Origin of the sequence: Nonomuraea dietziae (assembly GCF_014195505.1) — a bacterium.
In the GTDB taxonomy this organism is placed as follows: Bacteria; Actinomycetota; Actinomycetes; order Streptosporangiales; family Streptosporangiaceae; genus Nonomuraea; species Nonomuraea roseola.
Genome location: NZ_JACIBV010000001.1, coordinates 8,898,133 through 8,916,650, shown reverse-complemented (window position 1 = coordinate 8,916,650; position 18,518 = coordinate 8,898,133). Strand labels below are relative to the sequence as shown.

The following is an 18,518-nucleotide window of genomic DNA, read 5'->3' as shown; positions in this document are numbered from 1 at the left end:
GGACGAGCTCCTGTCACAACGGGACCGGCCTGCCGGTTATGCCGTCCGATCGGCTCCGGCCTCAGGCCGGCAGCCACGCGTCATCCTGCACGCGGCCGAACTGCACGTCCGCGAAGTGGTTGCCGAAGCCGAGCGTGTCCGGACCGGCCAGTTCGGCGATCAGGCGGCGGCGCGCCTCGGTGGACTCGGCGACATCGTGGTCAGGGGCGGCGTGCAGCTCGGGATGCCCGATCTGTACCGGCGAGTGCAGCGCGTCGCCGAAGGCGATGAGCCGCTGCCCGCCTGAGCTGAGCACGTAGGTGGTGTGCCCGACGGTGTGCCCGGCGGCGATCCGCACGTGGACGCCGGGGAAGATCCCCTCGCCGTCGGTGACCGTCCGGACCTGGGGCGCCATGATGTCGAGGATCTCCTGGCCGGTGCCCTCCGCGATGGCGAGGTCGGGGCGTGCCCATTCGGCCTCGGCGATGTGGATCCGCGCGCCCGCGAAGGGGAGCCGGTCGGCAGTGGGCTGCCAGAGCCAGCCGAGGTGGTCGACGTGCAGGTGGGTGACGGCCACCGCCTCGATCTCCTGCGGGGTACGGCCGAGCGCGGCGAGGTTGTCGAGGAGCGCCCCACCCTGGATGGCGCCATGCGCGTTGCCGGGCTCGGCGGGGGTCGACAGCGGGCCGAAGCCGGCGTCGATCAGCATCGCCCGCTCGCCGTACTCGACCAGCAGACCGCCGATGCTCGCGATCAGGTTGCCCGCGTCGTCGAGGTATTCGGGATGCTCGGCCCAGAACTCGTCGGTCGTGGTCGGCAGCCAGGAGCGGCCGGGCAGCTGCACGTGCCCGTCGGGCACGTAGCTGACCGTGAGCCGGCCGAGCTGGATCGTGCGGATACCGGCCGGGCGGGTCAGGCGGTGGTCGATGGTGGTGCTGGTCATGGCTGTCCTCATCGCGGTGGTCGAGTTCTGCGGACAGAAACTTATAGCTAGAAAGGTTCAAGCTGCAAGTATTAAAGCTAGATGCATATTGGTAGGGTGAAGACATGAGCGAGCTCAGTGAGCTGGAGCGGCGCGCGGTCGCCGAGCGCAACCTGTGCGGGCTGGTGAGCGGGCTGGCTCGGCAGATCGAGGAGCAGGTCAGGCAGCGGGCCACCGCACTCGGCCTGACCGGACCTCAGGCCGTTGCGCTGCGCGAGCTGACCGGGCCGATGACCATGAGGGACCTCGCGGAGCGGATGAGCTGCGAGCCGTCCAACGCGACGTTCATCGTCGACAAGCTGGAGAAGCGGGGGCTGGTCGAGCGGCACGCCCACCCGCAGGACCGGCGGGCCAAGCATCTGGTGCTCACGGCGGAGGGGGTGGAGCTGCGGGGACGCCTGCTCGAGCTCCTGACCGCGCGCTCGCCCTTGGCGGGGCTGTCGCCGCAGGAGCAGGACAGTCTGCGCGACCTGCTCCTACGCGCCGCCTCAGACCCCGCCTCGGCCGCCGACGAGCGCTGACGCGAGCGCTGACGGGGGCGCGTCGGCGCTCAGCGGGTGGCGTAGCCGCCGTTGACATCGGTCTGGGCACGATGTTGTTGACCGAGATGTTGCGGCCGAACAGCTCCTTCGACAGCGCACGGGTGCAGTGCTCGACGGGCGACTTGCTGCCCGCGTACATCGAGTACAGGCCGGCCAGGCGGACCGGGGCCTGGGCGTTGCCGAGTCGACCTCTCCGGCACCTCGCATGCGTGACGAACCGCCCCGGGTCCTCCAACTTCGGCGAGCCCGTCCTCTGGACGGCCCTGTTCCGCCGCGGCACCCGGCCGCGTACGGCGTGCTCAGAAGATCAGGTTGAGCACGAGCGTCAGCAGCACCGACAGCAGGATCGACACGACGATCATGGTCAGGCAGCCCATCCCGCCGCCGAGCGGTCGTACCTCCCAGTTCCCGAAGCGCATAGGGGATGGCTACCCGTTCTGGCGAACCGATATCTCCAGACCGAACCCATCTCCCCCAGGACGCCCGGTCGGCGTTCCCGTCCGCCCCCGGCGGCGGGATCGGCCAGAACGTCGAGTCAGAGAAGCCTCCCCGCGCATGCCGGTTGCCGCCGCCGGTCGGCATGGCGGTACCCGCGCAGGTCGAAGCTCTCCGTCGAAACGTGTCTCGACGGCCCCGGAGACTTCGCGGAGAGTCGCGGGTCACGACGTCGTGACGCGGCCGGAGCAGGCACGCCTGGCCCAGGCCACGATCACCACCGGCACGAGGTGGGCCAGCGGGATCAGCGCCGTCACCGGGTCGAACACGACGAGCTGGGTCACGACCGCGCCCGTCAGCAGGGCCGTCAGACCGAGCGCCGCCGGACCCGCCAGTCGCGGGATCAGGATCCCGATCGCCCCGGCGAGCTCGACGCAGGCGATGACGTACCTGAACCAGCGGCCGAACCCGATCTCGTCGAACGACCTCGCGGCTCGGCCTGCGCCGCGAACTTGGTGCCCGCGGCCATCAGGAACGCGAGTGCCACGAGGATCCGCAGCGCCCTGACCACGTGGTCGGTCCTTCGGCCGGTGACGGTGAGAGTGGCCATCTTCCTGCTCCTGTCTCTTCGGCGCCTTCACCCAGACGTCGGAGCCGTCCTCCCCGTCACGACATCACCGGCGGGTCATGGCTTCCACTCTTCGCGGAAGTCGTCGTGATCGTCGTACGGCATGGCGAGCAGGCGAACGATCCCGAAGGCCGTCGCCGTGTCGGCGTTGCGCTCGTCCTGGGGAAGGTACTCGGCATCGGCGACGAAACTCTCCAGCTCGTCGAGGATGCGCCGCTTGGCCTCCACCTCGCGCAGTTCGCGGCCGGCGCTGCGGCGAGTGGGGTGCCCGGCTTGCGCAGCCCGCTCGTCCTCGTCCAGCCTCTCCCTCAGGAACGCGATCAGCTCATCCATCCATGCTCCCCCGCGCGTCGGTCTGTCGCCGCGCTCCCAGCCTGCGGGAACGCGCGCGCTCCAGAGCCACTTTCGCAGGCCGGGACCGAGATGGAGTCCAGCATCGCCGACTCTCCGACAAGGCGGCCTCGTGCCCGGCCGCGCGGCGCTCACGTCGAGCGGGTCCGATGAACGCGCGAAGCGGCCCCTATGTGGACGCGGTGGCATTCCTCGAAGCGGGAACAGGCGCGCATATCGCGAGACCGCCCACACCCACCGAGCGTCGTACTGAGCCGCCGACTCGCCCGAGCAGATCAGGCCCCCTGGGAGCCCGTGATCGACGCGCCCTGAACAAGTGAGGTTCCGGCTACCGGTCCTCGGCAGGCCCTACCCGCACGCCCCTGGAAGGTCGCATACCTTCTTCGTCATCTTCTTCGCCTGACCGGCGAGCTTCCTGCCCGCTCCCAGGCCGTCGCCGACGTCGGTGTGGAGGAACACGGCGGGTCCCCGCGGGCGACCCGCATCCGTGGCGAGCGGTCCCGCTCGCCACGTCACAGGATCACCCGATCCGGCGATCGTTCACGGTCACCGCAACTACTGGAGGCAGTCCTGACTGTTCGACACGAGGATGACGGCGAGAACCCTGTTCTTCGTGACGTTGAAAACGTAGGACGCCTTGGGGTTGCCCGGCATACCGACCGACCCGCTGTCGCCGGACCGGATCGACGCCTCCGTCATCCCCGGCTACGGGCCGAGCCCGGGGGCGAACCAGCGCGCCGGTCTGCAACGCCGCCCGCACAGCGGCCGAACCCGGGCCCTGCCTCTCCGGGGCGGCCTCGACGTACATGCGCGACATCACCCGGTAGCGGAGTTCCACGTACCTGATCTCTCCCGAGCGCCCGGTTCCCGGGCTGGCTGCGGGCGCCAGCCGCGTTCCATGGGAGTCGGTCTGCAGTGTCCTCGCGCGCCGCTCGCCGTTACGAGGGATTCGCCAGATCCAGCACCCCGACCGTCTGACCTCCGCTCTCTTCCCCTGTGAGCTGGAATCCGAGTTTCCGGTAGAACCCGGCAGGCCCATCCTCCCCTGGCTCCCACGTGACATACATCCGCGTGCCACCCCGCCGCCTGACTTCTGCGGCCACTGATTCGACGGCGAAGCGACCGACCCCACGTCCCTGCGCTTCGGGGGTCACATTGAGCCGCCACAAGCCGGATCGGAAGTCGATCCCCTTGCCGTTCCAGTCGATGTCGAGGAAGGCCATGAGGAAGCCCATGGGATGGTCACCGTCGAGGATGAGGCGTGGCCAGGCCACCTCTGGATGCACGTATGCCTCGGCCAGCGACTTCGCCACTGGTGAGACGAAGCGCTCTTGGTCGGGGCGGACCTTCACGGCGAGAGCCATCTCGATGTTGGCGGGCGTAATAGGTGCAAGGCGGAGACTTTCAGACATGTGAGAACCTTAGGGGCTGGCTACGGAACAGACTGCTGAGCTCCTCGAACAAATGCGCCTGAAGGCGAACAGCGGTCCTGCGTCCTGCGTCCTGCGTCAACCCCGTCGCTGTCCAAGTGTGTTCGCCAGCGTGAGGGTCTCGGCCCGCCGGCGAGGAGCCGCCGCTGTCGGCGGCGGGCGGCCCGGCGGGCTCGGCGCTCCAGCACCCAGCCCGCCCCCGGGCCCAGCACCCTGACGGTCCCCGCCACCAACGCCACATCGACCGCAGTCACCACTATCGAGACGGGTGGCACGCCTACACCGTGGCCCGAATCGAGGTCCGGAGCGAGAGGCAGCGGTCCGCCCCGCGGCCCGTTTCTGCCGTATTCCGGTGGCACCCCACCACGCCGTCCAGGCCGTCGCTCACATGCACAACCTCGCCCTCACGGCATGAGAACGACAGCCGCAGGGCTGCTCTGACCTGCCCCACACGCGGGTTGCTGCACCAACTTTCAGCCCTGTCCGGCGACAGTCGCGCGCAGGGTCTCGATCCACCAGTCGAGCAGAGGATCCCGGGCGGTGTCGTCCAGTCCGACGCTCCGGCGGAATTCGTCGCCGAACAGCGGCTCCGTCGCGACGGCTTGGTGCAGTGCACACACGGTCAGCTGGATCGCCTCGCGTGACGGCGGCGTTCGCCCGGTGGCCGCGCAGTGCTGCCGCGCCTGGGCGTGCAGCCGGTCCACCACCTCATCCAGCATTCCGCTGCCGGTGTCCCGCCAGCCGGAACGGTGCAGCGCGAGCGCCAGTTCGGCGTAACCACCCGCGTACAGCGCGGACAACGTGCGCACCAGCTCGGCGGGATCGATCGGACCGTCAGCCCACGTGCCCAGCACGGTGTGCAGTTCGGCTTTCAGTTTGGCCCCGCCGAACCGCAGCAGCGACTCCAGTAGTCGTTCACGCGTGCCGAAGTGGTGGTTGACCGCGGCATCGGACACACCGACCTCCGCGGCGACGGCGCGCACCTGAACGGCGGCAGGGCCGCCCGCGGCGAGCAGCTTGCTCGCCGCTTCGAGGATCAGCCGCTTGGCATCATCGGGCTGGCGTCGTACTCGGGTGGCCACGCGCCCACCTTACCTTGACTACTCAAGGCAACGCCTCTTACCTTGGATGCTCAAGGTAAGGATGGTGGCGCGTGCAGGGACACTTCACGATTCCGGCGATGACCGAGCTGGCGGCGGCACTGAGCGTCACGATCCAGGATCCGGCGCCGCCCCGCGAGATCCACTTCTCCCGGGCGGGCTGCCGGTTGCGGATTCGACTGGGGTGGAACAGGATCCCCGGTGCTGTTGCACAGCGGCGCGTTGACCGCGCACACGTGGACTTCGTCTGCCTCGGCCTGCGCGGCGCTGCCCGGTTGACCGCACAGGATCCGCGAGGTCACGACGCGTCACGCTGACGCCGGCCAGCCTCAAGCCCCTGCTGGAGACCGGCGAGTTCCTTACCGCCGGACCGCGAAAGGAGAACCAGCGCATGTCCGCACACACGCTCGAGCTCACCACGATTCCCTCGGTAAAGGTCGGCATGCTCATCCGCCGCCCCGCCCGCGAGGTGTTCCAGGCCATCGTGGACCCCGCTGTCACGAGCAAGATCTGGTACACCACAAGCAGCGGGAAGATGACCCCCGGCGCCGAGCTCACCTGGGAATGGGAAATGTACGGGGCGTCGACTCAAGCCTCGGTTGAAGAGGTGGACGAAAACAGTCGGATCCGTTTCACGTGGGGAAACTACACTCCGGACAGCCCCACCACAGTCGAGTTCCGTTTCATCCCCATGCCCGACGACACCACCTACGTCCAAGTCACCGAAACCGGGTTCACCGGCACCGGCGACGAGCTCGTCCACTACGTAACCGACTCCACCGGCGGCTTCACATTCCTGATCAGCGCCCTCAAGGCGCTGCTGGAGCACAACATCGTTCTCGGCCTCGTCGCTGACGCCAACCCAAGCGGCCTGCCAGTCTGAAAGAACAGGCATCATCAGAGCTCTCTGGCCAACCTTGGCCGCCACATCGGATGTGGACCGCGGTGGGACACGTCACCCCCGTAGCGCTGGCACCGCTCCGCAGAGGTCGGCAGGGCTCGATACCGCAGTAGGCCAGGATGCGCTGGGCGGGGCGGCGGTTGGAGCACGGGTCGGCGTAGTTCATCGCGTCCTGGATGTCGCGCAGCGCGGTGCCGGCGTCCAGGACCAGGGTGGCGAAGTTGTGGCGCAGGCTGTGCGGGCACAGTTGGGTGCTGCGGGGATGTCATGATCTCGGTGGCGCCTCACCGATGGGATCTACGACGTCGCCTCGCTCTGTGCGGGCGGCCTCACGGCTCTGGTGTACTTCTACGACTCCGATCTGGTGGTCTTGAGGGAACATCTGAACCATCCGTTCGCGCTCAGGGTGCTGGCCTGCCTCCTGATGGCGTTGGCCGCCGTTGGGCTGCGGCGGATGTGGCTACGCGTCGTGGTCATCGTCCTTGCCGGGCTGGGTGCGAGTGTCGCGCTGTTCGGGGGGTGGGTTGCCCTTATGTTCTCCTCTGCCGAGGAGGTTGGCTTCGTCGACGGACCGGACCCGTACAGGATCCGGCTCCAGCAGTCGATGGCGGGTCTCGGGCCGGACGCGGTGATGTGGCTCTTCGGCGACAGTAAGAGAAGGGAGCAGGAGTTCGCCTGCGGTGGCTCCCCATCGGCCTTCAGACAGCGAGAAGGGGTCCCGAATCAACTCCGGAACCCCTTGCCACCTGCTACTTTTCCTGTGGGCGATACTGGGATCGAACCAGTGACCTCTTCGGTGTGAACGAAGCGCTCTCCCCCTGAGCTAATCGCCCGCCCTGTCCGGCCCCTTGCGGCGCCGACGGGGAAAACCATACCGCACTTCCGGCCCACTCGCGAAGCGAAGCCCCGTGACGCCCGACGACGCTCCACGACGCCCTCAGCAGCGGCGCGGAGGGCGGCGCTGGGCGGGTTTCGGGGCAATGGGGCCGGTTGCCCGTCAGCATGGTGGCTCGTTGGCATACCATCAAGCTGTTCCGGAAGGCCTCGATCGCCCGAAAGGTCGTGGTGGGGCGCGCCGGGACGACGCCACCACCGCGCAAAACCCTCGCAAACATCGCCCAGTTGATGATGTTTAGCCAGGTAGATGCCCAAATGTCCAGCTGTGAGTTGCGTTACAGAAGGGCCTGGAGGCGGAATCTTTCCTACAGGTTTCTTCGTTCCGCGTCATAGCTCAGGACGAAGTCCGTCAGAGCAGTGAAAGCCCCGAAGAGGGGACCGTACGACGAAAAGGTTTGGCTGACGATGAACAGCACCACCGTCTCCGCCGAGCTTGGCCTTCGGCTTGTGGTCCCCGACCGTACCACCGTCCCCCTGCTCGCCGGACTGAGCTACACAGCCGACGACCCGTACGCCATACGCATGGCCTTCCACGTAGGGAACGACGAACCGGTCGAGTGGATCTTCGCCCGAGAACTGCTGACAGTTGGCATCGTGAGGCGTGTCGGCGACGGCGACGTGCAGGTTTGGCCCGCACGCGCCGACGGCGAGCGCACGCTTCACATCAGCCTGACGTCACCGTTCGGACAGGCGCTCTTCGAAGTCCCGCTGGCTCCTCTCACCGAGTTCCTGCACCGCACGTATGATCTCGTGCCCGCAGGCCGGGAGACCGATTTCATGGATCTGGACGCCGAGCTGACCAACATGCTCTGGCCGTCCTGACCTCCTCCGCCCTCTGAAAGCCTGGAGAGCCCACACCCCCAAGGCGCTCCACGATGCCCATGCCGCCCCCGGCATGGGCATTGTGATCTACGGGGTCAGGATCTCCTTCATGCGGGCGATCTCGATGCCCTGGCCCGCGTAGACGTCGTCGGCCATCAGGCGCATCCTCTGGTCCTGGCCGCCTTTCAGCTCCTCGCTCGCCATACGCCTGGCGCCCTCGTGATGTCTGATCATCAGCTGCAGGAAGAGCCGGTCGAAGGCGGGGGCCGCGCGCCGCGCGCAGCCTGTTCATCTCCTCCAGCGAGGCCATGCCGTAGCCGTCGGCGCCGTGCGAGTCGTGGCCGGGCGCCGCCCTGCCGAGGCCGCTCAGCCAGTCGGACATCAGCGTGATCTCCGGCTGCTGGGTGAGCGTGATCTGTCGCGCCACGTCGCGCACGCCCTTGGTGGTGGTGCGCGAGTCGACCAGCCCCGCCATCTCCAGCGCCTGCCGGTGGTGGGGGATCATGCCCTCGGCGAAGCGCACGTCCGCCGCCACGGCCGTCCAGTCCCTGGCCGGCAGGCTCTCCCCCGGCCTGGCCGTACGGCCCGCCTCTCCCGGCGCGCCTGGAACGATCACCGGCGGACCCGAGCCCACGGGCGAGGGCCCGGCGGACGGAGCCGAGCATCCCGCGAGCGTCACGATAACCGTGACGACAACTGCGCCCGCTTGGACCTTGGCTGACATAGCTTCCATACTGGGCCATAATTCCGAAGGGGGCGCATGTGATCTTTTCCAGGTTTGGTGGCGTGGCGGCGTTGGCGCTGGTGTTGTCGGCGTGCGCGTCGTCTCCACCGCCCTCGCAGTCCCCGCAGGCGGCCGCCTCCTCACCACCCCCGGCGTCCTCGGCCTCCCAGTCGGCCACCGCCGCGCCCGGCGACGTGGTGACCAGCGACAACGTCAAGCTGGTCGCGAACATGCCGCGTGAGGCGCCGCTCGACGGCGACTCGAACCTGAACTCCGACCTGGCCTTCCAGGGCAACTACGTGTTCGTGGGCAACTTCGGCGGTTTCACCGTCTACGACATCAGCGACCCGACCAAGCCGAAGACGGTCAGCACGGTCGCCTGCGAGTCGCAGCAGAACGACGTCTCGGTCTACGGCAACCTGCTGTTCCTGTCCGTGGACGAGCCGCGCTCGGACGAGACCTGCCAGTCCAAGCCGCTCGGCATGGAGACCGGCGAGGGCGTCAGACCGTGGGAGGGCATCCGGGTCTTCGACATCAGCGACAAGAGCGCGCCGAAGTACGTGAGCTCGGTGGCGACCGAATGCGGCTCGCACACGCACACGATGGTGCCGGGCAAGAACCCCGACACCCTCTACATCTACGTCTCCTCGCCCGGCTCGGCGGGCCCCGACTCCGGCTCCCCGACCTGCCGCTCGCCGCACGAGCTGATCCAGATCGTCGAGGTGCCGGTGAAGGACCCGAAGCAGGCCAAGGTGGTCGCCTCGCCCAACATCTTCCCCGAGGGGCAGGGCGGAGACTCGTTCGCGGCTGGCTGCCACGACATCACCGCCTACCCGGAGAAGAACCTGGCCGCGGCCGCCTGCTTCGGCGACGGGGTGCTGCTCGACATCTCCGACCCCGTGCAGCCGAAGGTGCTCCAGCAGATCAAGGACAGGGAGAACTTCCAGATCTGGCACTCGGCGACGTTCAACAACGACGCCACGAAGGTGGTCTTCGGCGACGAGCTCGGCGGCGGCGGGATGCCGACCTGTGACGCCAAGACCCCCGTGACGAAGGGCGCCAACGCCGTCTACGACATCGTGGACGGCAAGCTGGAGCGGCGCGGGTACTTCAAGATGCCCCGCGAGCAGACGCCCGCGGAGAACTGCGTCGCGCACAACGGCTCGCTGATCCCGGTCAAGGGCAAGGACATCATGGTCCAGGCGTGGTACCAGGGCGGGGTGTCGATCTGGGACTTCACCGACTCCGAGGCGCCGAAGGAGATCGGCTTCTTCGAGCGCGGTCCCGAGCCGCAGGACGGGGTGATCGCCGGCTCCTGGTCGGCGTACTACTACAACGGCTACATCTACTCCAGCGACATGCTGCGCGGCCTGGACGTCATCGAGATCACCGACCCGCTGACCGATCCGGCCAAGTCGGTGCGGATGGCCGACTTCAACGTGCAGACCCAGAAGGCCTACTGACCGCGGGGCGGTGGTGACCGCGGCCTCCTGGCCGCGGGAGGCCCCGCCCGTACGGCAGGCCTCCCTGAGCTCTCCCGTCCGTGGTCACCACACCCGCCTGCCCGCTCGACGCCGCTCGGGCGCGCGGGCGGGCCCGTCACATCGCCCGTGAGGATCCGCCGGCGCCCGGCCCCGTGAACGATCTCTAGCGCGGGTCGACGTCGGCGGCCGCGCGGGCGGCGAAGATCTCCTGAGCCTTGGCGGTGACGGGGCCGGGAGCGGACGGCAGCACGGTGCCGTCGACCAGGCGGATCGGCTGGATGTCCCTGGTCGTGGAGGTGAGGAAGGCCTCGTCGGCCTCGTAGAGCGCCGAGATCGGCACGTCGACCTCCTCGCCGCCGCACCACTCCAGCGTCAGCGCGCGCGTGACGCCCGCCAGGCAGCCCGACTCGAGGGTCGGGGTGATCAGCCTGCCGCCCTGCACCAGGAAGATGTTCGACCCCGTGCCCTCGCAGAGGTTGCCCGCCAGGTTCTCGAAGATGGCCTCGCCGCCGCCGCGGGCCTTGGCGAAGGCCAGCGCCTTGGCGTTGTCGCCGTACGAGGTCGACTTGACCCCCGCCAGCGCGCCGCGCTCGTTGCGCGGCCACGGGACCACGGTGACGTCCGCGGTGAGCGGGAAGGCGGCCTGCTCGCCGACGATGACGATCGCGGTGGTGCCCTGGTCGCCGCGGTCGGAGCCGAGCGGGCCAGGTCCGCTGGTGTAGGTGATGCGGATGCGGCCGAGCGGCCAGGCGGGCGCCTCGGCCAGACAGCGGCGCACGCCGTCGGCGATGGCGTCGACGTCGGGCTCGGGCAGGTCCATGCGCTGGGCCGACAACTTGAGCCTGTCGAGGTGCCTGGTGAGCGCGAACGACTCGCCGCCGACGCACTTGACGGTCTCGAACACGCCGTCGCCGACCATCAGCCCGTGGTCGAACACCGAGACGGTGGCCTGAGCCGGATCCAGCAGCTCCCCGTTGACCCAGACGGGAACGTTCATCGATTTCCTCCTGAGGATGCCAAAGTGATGAGCCGCGACGCCTTCAACTCGGTCTCGCGCCACTCGCGGCGAGGGTCGCTGCCCCAGGTGATGCCCGCTCCTGTGCCGAAGCGGATCTCGCCTGCGGTGATCCAGAAGGTGCGGATCCCGACGGCCAGCGCCGCCGTGCGCCGGTCGGCGTCGACCCAGCCCACGGCCCCACAGTACGGCCCGCGCGGCTCGGGTTCGAGCTCATTGATGATGCGCAGGGCCGAAGATTTCGGGGCGCCGGTGACCGAGCCGGGAGGGAAGGTGGCGGCGAACAGCTCGGGCCATCCCATCCCCTCGGCCAGCCTGGCCCTGACGGTCGAGACCAGGTGCACCGAGCCCGGGTAGTCCTCCACGTGGTAGAGCGCGGGGACGGTGACCGAGCCGACCTCGGCGACCCTGCCCAGGTCGTTGCGGACCAGGTCGACGATCATCACGTTCTCGGCGTAGTCCTTGTCGAGCAGGTCGTCGGCGGTGACGCCGGTGCCCTTGATCGGCCTGGACTCCACCACGTCGCCGTCGCGTGAGAGGTAGAGCTCGGGCGAGGCCGACACCACGCTCGTGCCCGGCACGTCGATCACGGCGGCGTAGGCGGCGGGGTTGCCGCGCCTGAGCCGGTGCGCCAGGGCCAGCGGGTCGGCCGAGGCCGGCAGCGGCGCGGACAGCACCCGGCAGAGGTTGGCCTGGTAGACCTCGCCCTGCTCGATGTAGTCGCGGATGCGCTGGACGCCGCGTTCGTAGGCGGCCTGGTCGAGCGAGCTGTGCCATGCGCCGGGCCCGATCCACGGCCCGGCCTGGGGCAGCGGCGCGGGCCGTACGTCGTCGAAGCGGGCGCACGTCACCTTGCCCTCGTAGTCGACCACGACGGCCCACCAGCCCGCGCTGTCGAGCGCGGCCAGATCGGTGGTGAGATCACGGAGCCTGGTGGCCAGGAGCCCACCGACATGGGCGAAACTGTCGTGCACGCCCCTATTGTCCCAGGAGTTCGACGAACGCGAGCGCGGAAGGCAGCGGCACCTCGGGCAGCGCCGCGTAGACCTTCCTGCGCGGCCCCTCCTCGGAGATCGGCCGCAGCACCAGGCCGTCGGGGACGGCGCGTGCGGCGAGTTCGGGAACCAGCGTCACCCCGAGGCCCGCGGCGACGTAGCCGAACTTCCCTGTCCACTCGGCCACGCGCAGCCCGCCGCGCGGCGTGAACCCGGCCCGGGCGCAGGCCGCCTGCAGGATCGTCGTCTGACCCGGCGGCGCCGCCTCGATCCAGGTCTCCTCCGCCAGGTCGCGCAGGTCGATCACCTCGCGGTCGGCGAGCCTGTGCCCCAGAGGGAGCGCCACCAGCAGCCGCTCCTCCAGCAACGGCACCGTCTCCGCCTCGGCGGGAAGGCCCGCCGGGTAGTCGCTGACCACGGCCACGTCGAGGGCTCCCGCCTCCAGCCGGTCGAGCAGGCGTCCGCTCAGCCCCTCGACCAGGCGAAGCTCGACCTCGGGCCACCGCGCCGTGAACATCTTCAGCGCCTGGGGAACCAGCCACACGTTCGCGGTGGCGAACGCGCCGATCCGCAGCGTCCCTCCACCGCCTCTGTGGATGGCGGCGAGCTCCTCCTCCGCCTTGCCGAGGCGGTCGAGGACGGCCTCGGCGTGCCTGCGCAGGGCGGCGCCCGCGGGCGTGAGCCTGACGCCTCTGGCCAGCCGCACGAACAGCGGCCCTCCCGCCTGTCTCTCCAGCGCGGCGATGCGCCTGGACACCGCCGACTGTGTGTAGCCGAGCAGCTCAGCGGCGCCGGTGAAGGATCCTTCGCGGGCGACCTCGTGGAACAGTCGCAAGTCATTCGCATCAAGCATGGCTGTCATGCAATCTAGTCGGTGGTGGAATGCCTCGCATCCGGCTTGAATCAGAACGTGATTGCATTTCTCGGACAGGGACGCATGGGTGTCCCCATGGCCCGGCGACTCGTGGAGGCCGGGCACCAGGTGAAGGTGTGGCGGCGCGGCCTCGGCCCCGTCAGCGCGGCGGTGGCGGACGCGGACATCGTCATCACCATGCTGCGTGACGGACCCGCGGTCGAGGAGGTGCTGACGCAGGCGCTGCCGGGGCTGCGGGAGGGGGCGACGGTGGTGGAGATGTCCACGATCGGGCCCGAGGCCGTCCTGTCGTTGCGGGAGCTGCTGCCTTCCTCGGTGAACCTCGTGGACGCGCCGGTGCTGGGCAGCGTCGGCCCCGCCGCCGACGGCACGCTGACGGTGCTGGCGGGCGGCGACCTCTCGGCGTGCCGGCCGGTTCTGTCGGTCTTCGGGACGGTGCGCGCGCTCGGGCCGCTCGGGGCGGGCGCGGCGATGAAGGTGGCGGTGATGGGCGCGCTGGTGCCCGCGCAGGTGCTGCTGGCCGAGACCTTCGCCTACGGCGAGGCGCACGGCGTCGGCAGGCAGGCGTTGGCGGAGGTGCTGGCGGAGACCCCCCTCGGGGCCCTGGCCGCACGGGTGGCGGAGCCCGCGAGGGAGACCCGGTACGCGCTGGGGCTGGCGGCGAAGGACGTGCGGCTGGGGGCATGGGAGGGGACGACGATGGCCCGCGCGGCCGGCGCCCGTCTGGCCGCGGCCGAGGCCGCAGGCTACGCCGACCGCGACGTGACCTCGATCGCCACCTTCGTCGGCGCCGCGCCCCCTTCGGGTGACGCGGGCGGCAGGGCGGTGCGCGTCAACCCGGGCAGCGTGGCGGCCACCAACGGGATGTACTCGCACGCCGTCCGGGTCGGGGACATGCTCTACGTCTCTGGGCAGGCCGCCTTCGACGAGCGGGGACAGCTGGTCGGCGAGGGCGACATGACCACGCAGGCCGAGGTGATCTTCCAGAACATCGGCAAGATCCTGGCCGACCAGGGCGCGGACTTCTCCGACATCGCCTTCATCAGGACCTACATGACGGACCTGGACATGCGCATGGAGTACGGCGCGGTGCGCAGGAAGTACCTCACGGGCACCCCGCCTGCCAGCACGACCGTGGAGGTGTCGAAGCTGTTCATGCCGGGGCTGCTGCTGGAGGTGGACCTGATCGTCGCCCTGCCGTGACAGGGCGGCGACGGGCCGCGTGGCGCGGCGCGTCGCTGCTCCTGCCCCTACGAGCCGGCATGCTCAGGCGAGCGGGCCTGTCACCGACTCGACGGTGGAGACCACGCTGCCGTCGGCGACCAGCCGGACCACCGACTCGATCTCGGGGGCGAGGAAGCGGTCGGGGCCGGGGCCGGCCACGCTCTCCCTCAGGGCGCCGACCACCGCGCCCGTCGCGGGGGCGGGGCGCAGCGGGGCTCGCAGGTCGATGGCGCGGGCGGCGGTGAGGACCTCGATGGCCAGCACCCTGGTCAGGCCGTCCACCGAGCGGCGCAGCTTGCGCGCGGCCGACCAGCCCATGGAGACGTGGTCCTCCTGCATGGCCGAGCTCGGGATCGAGTCGACGCTGGCGGGGGCCGCCAGGCGCTTCATCTCCGAGACGATGGCCGCCTGGGTGTACTGGGCGATCATGTGTCCCGAGTCGACGCCAGGGTCGTCGGCGAGGAAGGCCGGCAGGCCGTGGTTGCGCGCCACGTCCAGGAAGCGGTCGGTCCTGCGCTCGGACATCGAGGCCACGTCGGCGGCGACGATGGCGAGGAAGTCGAGGACGTAGGCGACGGGGGCGCCGTGGAAGTTGCCGTTGGACTCGACGCGTCCGTCGGCCAGCACGGCCGGGTTGTCGACGGCGGAGGCCAGCTCCCAGGTGGCGACGTTGGCCGCGTGGGCGACGGTGTCACGGGCGGCGCCCGCCACCTGGGGCGCGCAGCGCAGTGAGTAGGCGTCCTGGACGCGCGTGCAGGCGTTGGGGTCGCGGTGGCTCTCCATGATGCCGGAGTCCTGAAGGATCCTGACCATGTTCGAGGCGGCCAGCGACTGGCCCGGCTGGGGGCGCAGGGCCTGCAGTTCGGGGGCGAAGACGCGGTCGGTGCCGAGCAGCGCCTCCACGCTCATCGCCGCGCTGATGTCGGCGGTCTTGAGCAGCCTGGTCAGGTCGTCGATGGCGAGGATGAGCATGCCGAGCATGCCGTCGGTGCCGTTGATGAGGGCCAGGCCCTCCTTGGCGGCCAGCTCGACGGGCTCGAGTCCCGCCTGCTTGAGCGCCTCGGCCGACGGCCCGACGTTCCCCGCTCCATCCCGCACGACGCCTTCGCCCATCAGCGTCAGGGCGACGTGCGCGAGCGGGGCGAGGTCTCCAGAGCAGCCCAGGCTGCCGTATTCGTGGACGACAGGGGTGATGTGCGCGTTCAGCAGCCCTGCCATGGCCTTGGCCGTCGTCGGGCGGATGCCGGTGTGCCCGGTGGCCAGGGTGTGCAGGCGCAGCAGCATGAGCGCGCGCACCACCTCAGTCTCCACCTCGGGCCCGCTGCCCGCCGCGTGCGAGCGCACCAGCGAGCGCTGGAGCTGGGCGCGCAGGGCGGGGTCGATGTGCCTGGTGGCCAGCGCGCCGAACCCGGTCGAGACGCCGTAGGCGGGGATCGGGCTCTCGGCCAGCTCGTCGATCCGCTGGCGCGCGGCGGAGATCGCCGCCATGGCGTCGTCGGTCAGGTGGACGGGCGCGCCGTGTCGGGCCACCCTGATCACGTCGCCGAAGCTCAACGGCTCGGGTCCTACGTTCACGACCTCGTTGTCGCGCATGTTGCCACTCTCTCGCTCAGGTAACCGGCGTATGTGATGTTAGCTCCTTACAGGACAACACCGTCGTCCCGCCTCCCCTGCCCCCGTCAGGCGGGATTCACCAGGAGCCGCCCTGCCGTGAGGGCGCCGCTCCACAGAGAGCGGCGCCGCCACGGCCTTGGGTCAGGAGTTCGCGACCGCGCACAGCAGGCGGTTGTTGCCGCGCTGCCACAGCGTGCCGACCTCGGCGAACCCCGCCGCCGTCAGCGCCTGCGCGTGCATGGACAGCAGGTGGGACTCCGAGCCGTGGTGTGCCGCCCCGGCGGTGGCGCGGGCGGTGTTGAACGCGGCCAGGTCGGGGTCGGCGGCGACCGCGTCCCACCAGTCCCGCCAGCCCTCCGGCTGCCCGTCGGCGAAGGCGCGCGCGGTCTGCTTGTCGTGGACGGCCCGCTCCAGCTCCGCGATGGACGGCGTGGCGTCGTCGGACTCGAAGTGGTCGCCGTTCAGCAGCAGCCCGCCAGGACGAAGGATCGAGGCGACCTCGGCGTACATGGCGGTCAGCTCGGGGCTGGAGATCCAGTGCAGCGCGGTCGTGCTCACCGCCGCGTCCACCGGACGGTCCAGGCCCAGCCCCTCGCTCCAGCCGGGCGTGCGGAGGTCACGCGAGAAGAAGGTCAGGTGCGGATAGGCGGCGCGCCCGAGGCCGAGCAGGAGCGGGTCGGCGTCGACCGCGATCACGGTGGCCTTCGGCAGCCTCTCCAGCAGCCTGGCGGACAGCGACCCCGGCCCGCAGCCCAGGTCGACCACGAGCGGGTCGGGACGTCCCAAGGCCTCGACGGCGTCGATCAAGGCGGTGAAGCGCTCCTCGCGGTCGGGCAGGTAACCCTCCTGCTGGCGGTCCCAGCGCGCGATCCATTCGAGTGCGGCATCGTTGGTGAGCACAGAAAGCCTCCTTGTGACCGTCGTCTATACTTTCGACAGTCACAACGTAGAACGTGAGGGTGTGACCGGTCAAGTGGATTTCAACAGTCACAACGACGGAGTGGTCCTGGTGGCCGTCGGCTTGGTCAACGCGCTCACGCCCGGTGAGCGGCGCGGGCGCCCCTTCCCCGTGCCCGCCGACCTGCCCGCCGCCGCCACCGAGGGACTGCGCAACGGCTACCCGAACCACCGGGAGGTCGGCGAGGGCGACGCGGGCGAGCTGGCCGAGGTCGCCGAGCGGCTGCGCGTGGTGTTCGAGGCGGTCGCCTCGGGCGACGTCGACACGGCGGCAGGGCAGGTCAACCGCCTGCTCGACGAGAGCCGCGCCAGGCCGCGCCTCGACCGTCACGACGGGGAGCCATGGCACCTGCACTTCCACGGCCCCGGCGGCACAATGGCGGGAGACTGGGCCGCCAGCTGCGCGACGGGGCTGGCGATCGTGCTGGGCAGCGAGTTCCACGATCGCCTCGGGGTATGCACGGCGCCGCACTGCGACCGCGTCTACGTGGACGTCTCCCGCAACGGCACCCGCCGCTTCTGCTCCACCCCCTGCCAGAACCGGGTCAAGACGGCCGCCTTCCGCGCCCGCACGAAAACCGCCTGACGCGGGCCAGGCGGCGCGACGCCGGCAGCGGCCGCCGAACGCACAAACCCCTCCCCTGGGCCGCGCGACGTCGGCAGGAGCCGCCAACCGTACAGATCCCTCCGCCCACCCAGGGCGGCGCCGCCTCATCGGGTGCCGCCGTGCAGATCCCTCCGCCACCCCAGGGCGGCGCGCCGCCTCAGCAGGAGCCGCCGGCCGTGCAGACCCCTTCGCCGCCCAGGGGCTCGGCGGGGGCGATCTCGCGCCATGACCGGTCGAGCAGGTCGGCGAAGACCTCGACCGGCTGCGCCCCCGAGACGGCGTACTTCTCGGCGAAGACGAACGTCGGCACCCCCGAGACGCCGAGCCGCCGCCCCAGCGCCTCGTCCTTCCTGACCGACTCGGTGAAGTCGGCGCTCCCGAGCATCGCCAGCGTGGCGGCGGGGTCCAGCCCGGCCTCGGCGCCGAGCCGTGCCAGGGTCTCGTGGTCGGAGAGCACGGCGCCCTCGCCGGTGTAGGCCAGCAGCAGCCGCTCGCGCACCCGCTCCCCCACGCCCACCTGGTCGGCGTAGTGCATGAGCCGGTGGGCGTCGAAGCTGTTGACCGGCCTGGCCAGGTCGAGCCGGTAGGTGAGGCCGGACTGCGCGGCCAGGTCGCTCAGCGCGCCGATGCGCCGCCTGGCCTGCTCGGGCGTGCCTCCCACGTCGCGTCTGTGCCGCTCGGGGAGGGTGAGGTTCGCCCGCCTGCTCCCGTGCGGGTCGAGCTCGAAGCTGCGCCAGCGCACCTGTACGGCGTCACGCCGCGCGAACCCGTCCAGCGCGCTCTCGAACCTGCGCTTCCCCAGGTAGCACCAGGGGCAGACGATGTCGGACCAGATGTCCACGATGAGTGTGCTCATACGACTTACCCTAGGCACTGAGCTAACTCCAGGTAAGTACGCACCTTCGAGTAAGGGGCTTACCTCGAACGGTTTGGGGACTCGGCCAGGATTCGCTACAG

Annotated in this window: 19 protein-coding genes, 1 tRNA gene and 2 pseudogenes; 7 read left to right on the top strand and 15 right to left on the bottom strand. The window is 70.1% G+C overall.

The features are described 5' to 3' along the window. Window positions 1-61: 61 nt before the first annotated feature. Window positions 62-922 carry an MBL fold metallo-hydrolase gene (locus FHR33_RS42415; RefSeq protein WP_183659758.1) on the bottom strand — a complete coding sequence of 287 codons (861 nt, stop codon included), beginning with the start codon at window positions 920-922 and terminating at the stop codon, window positions 62-64. Window positions 923-1,026: 104 nt separating this feature from the next. Here FHR33_RS42415 and FHR33_RS51170 point away from each other — a divergent pair, with 104 nt between their 5' ends. After that, window positions 1,027-1,482 (top strand): MarR family winged helix-turn-helix transcriptional regulator, encoded by a 456-nt coding sequence (locus FHR33_RS51170; RefSeq protein WP_183659757.1) that lies wholly within the window; start codon window positions 1,027-1,029, stop codon window positions 1,480-1,482. A 37-nt stretch (window positions 1,483-1,519) separates the two neighbouring features. On the opposite strand, the pseudogene FHR33_RS52220 reads toward FHR33_RS51170, so the two are convergent. The 5 genes and pseudogenes from FHR33_RS52220 to FHR33_RS42385 form a co-directional block, all read right to left on the bottom strand. Further along, window positions 1,520-1,642 (bottom strand): annotated as a pseudogene (locus tag FHR33_RS52220) (SDR family oxidoreductase); the annotation flags it as partial. 520 nt (window positions 1,643-2,162) lie between these two features. Beyond that, a complete protein-coding gene (locus FHR33_RS53010) occupies window positions 2,163-2,579 on the bottom strand; it encodes a DoxX family protein (RefSeq protein WP_183659756.1) in 417 nt (138 codons plus the stop codon). Between the two features lie 44 nt (window positions 2,580-2,623). Then, a complete protein-coding gene (locus tag FHR33_RS42395; RefSeq protein WP_183659755.1) occupies window positions 2,624-2,899 on the bottom strand; it encodes a DUF6221 family protein in 276 nt (91 codons plus the stop codon). 956 nt (window positions 2,900-3,855) lie between these two features. Then, window positions 3,856-4,281: a GNAT family N-acetyltransferase gene (locus FHR33_RS42390; RefSeq protein WP_246452342.1), complete on the bottom strand. Its 426-nt coding sequence runs from the start codon at window positions 4,279-4,281 to the stop codon at window positions 3,856-3,858. Window positions 4,282-4,820: 539 nt separating this feature from the next. Further along, window positions 4,821-5,429 carry a TetR family transcriptional regulator gene (locus tag FHR33_RS42385; protein WP_183659753.1) on the bottom strand — a complete coding sequence of 203 codons (609 nt, stop codon included), beginning with the start codon at window positions 5,427-5,429 and terminating at the stop codon, window positions 4,821-4,823. A 71-nt stretch (window positions 5,430-5,500) separates the two neighbouring features. On the opposite strand from FHR33_RS42385, the gene FHR33_RS42380 reads away from it, so the two are divergent. Together FHR33_RS42380 and FHR33_RS42375 are read left to right on the top strand one after the other, a co-directional pair. Beyond that, on the top strand, window positions 5,501-5,764 hold the full coding sequence (locus FHR33_RS42380; RefSeq protein WP_183659752.1) for a hypothetical protein: 264 nt from the start codon (window positions 5,501-5,503) through the stop codon (window positions 5,762-5,764). Between the two features lie 74 nt (window positions 5,765-5,838). After that, window positions 5,839-6,330, top strand: coding sequence for an SRPBCC family protein (locus FHR33_RS42375; protein ID WP_221241468.1), 492 nt, complete (start codon window positions 5,839-5,841; stop codon window positions 6,328-6,330). Window positions 6,331-7,109: 779 nt separating this feature from the next. On the opposite strand, the gene FHR33_RS42370 is transcribed toward FHR33_RS42375, so the two are convergent. Beyond that, window positions 7,110-7,181 (bottom strand) — tRNA-Val (locus FHR33_RS42370). A gap of 469 nt (window positions 7,182-7,650) precedes the next feature. On the opposite strand from FHR33_RS42370, the gene FHR33_RS42365 reads away from it, so the two are divergent. Next, entirely contained in the window at window positions 7,651-8,067 is a 417-nt protein-coding gene (locus FHR33_RS42365; protein WP_183659751.1) for an SsgA family sporulation/cell division regulator, read from the top strand. 87 nt (window positions 8,068-8,154) lie between these two features. On the opposite strand, the gene FHR33_RS52215 is transcribed toward FHR33_RS42365, so the two are convergent. Continuing rightward, window positions 8,155-8,301, bottom strand: a complete 147-nt coding sequence (locus tag FHR33_RS52215; protein ID WP_281388254.1) for a DUF305 domain-containing protein — start codon at window positions 8,299-8,301, stop codon at window positions 8,155-8,157. Window positions 8,302-8,395: 94 nt separating this feature from the next. Further along, a pseudogene (locus tag FHR33_RS52210) lies at window positions 8,396-8,542 on the bottom strand (DUF305 domain-containing protein); the annotation flags it as partial. Between the two features lie 311 nt (window positions 8,543-8,853). On the opposite strand from FHR33_RS52210, the gene FHR33_RS42355 reads away from it, so the two are divergent. After that, window positions 8,854-10,254, top strand: a complete 1,401-nt coding sequence (locus FHR33_RS42355; RefSeq protein ID WP_312895986.1) for an LVIVD repeat-containing protein — start codon at window positions 8,854-8,856, stop codon at window positions 10,252-10,254. Between the two features lie 184 nt (window positions 10,255-10,438). On the opposite strand, the gene FHR33_RS42350 is transcribed toward FHR33_RS42355, so the two are convergent. Genes FHR33_RS42350 through FHR33_RS42340 form a run of 3 tightly spaced genes read right to left on the bottom strand, consistent with a single transcriptional unit; the run spans window position 10,439 to window position 13,138 of the window. Next, complete coding sequence (locus FHR33_RS42350; protein WP_183659749.1) at window positions 10,439-11,272, bottom strand: aminotransferase class IV; 834 nt, start codon at window positions 11,270-11,272, stop codon at window positions 10,439-10,441. Beyond that, window positions 11,269-12,264, bottom strand: a complete 996-nt coding sequence (locus tag FHR33_RS42345; protein ID WP_183659748.1) for a chorismate-binding protein — start codon at window positions 12,262-12,264, stop codon at window positions 11,269-11,271. Before FHR33_RS42345 ends, FHR33_RS42350 begins: the two co-directional genes overlap by 4 nt. Window positions 12,265-12,268: 4 nt before the next feature. After that, window positions 12,269-13,138 carry a LysR family transcriptional regulator gene (locus tag FHR33_RS42340; RefSeq protein WP_183659747.1) on the bottom strand — a complete coding sequence of 290 codons (870 nt, stop codon included), beginning with the start codon at window positions 13,136-13,138 and terminating at the stop codon, window positions 12,269-12,271. A 21-nt stretch (window positions 13,139-13,159) separates the two neighbouring features. Between FHR33_RS42340 and FHR33_RS42335 the strand changes: the two genes are divergently transcribed. After that, complete coding sequence (locus FHR33_RS42335) at window positions 13,160-14,362, top strand: NAD(P)-binding domain-containing protein (RefSeq protein ID WP_312895985.1); 1,203 nt, start codon at window positions 13,160-13,162, stop codon at window positions 14,360-14,362. A 63-nt stretch (window positions 14,363-14,425) separates the two neighbouring features. Here FHR33_RS42335 and hutH read toward each other — a convergent pair whose 3' ends face one another. Both hutH and FHR33_RS42325 read right to left on the bottom strand, forming a co-directional pair. Next, a complete protein-coding gene (gene hutH, locus FHR33_RS42330) occupies window positions 14,426-15,976 on the bottom strand; it encodes a histidine ammonia-lyase (RefSeq protein WP_183659745.1) in 1,551 nt (516 codons plus the stop codon). 162 nt (window positions 15,977-16,138) lie between these two features. Beyond that, entirely contained in the window at window positions 16,139-16,897 is a 759-nt protein-coding gene (locus FHR33_RS42325; RefSeq protein ID WP_183659744.1) for a class I SAM-dependent methyltransferase, read from the bottom strand. Window positions 16,898-16,970: 73 nt separating this feature from the next. Here FHR33_RS42325 and FHR33_RS42320 point away from each other — a divergent pair, with 73 nt between their 5' ends. Next, complete coding sequence (locus FHR33_RS42320; protein WP_183659743.1) at window positions 16,971-17,540, top strand: CGNR zinc finger domain-containing protein; 570 nt, start codon at window positions 16,971-16,973, stop codon at window positions 17,538-17,540. A 178-nt stretch (window positions 17,541-17,718) separates the two neighbouring features. On the opposite strand, the gene FHR33_RS42315 is transcribed toward FHR33_RS42320, so the two are convergent. Next, entirely contained in the window at window positions 17,719-18,417 is a 699-nt protein-coding gene (locus FHR33_RS42315) for a DsbA family oxidoreductase (protein WP_183659742.1), read from the bottom strand. Window positions 18,418-18,518: the final 101 nt, after the last annotated feature.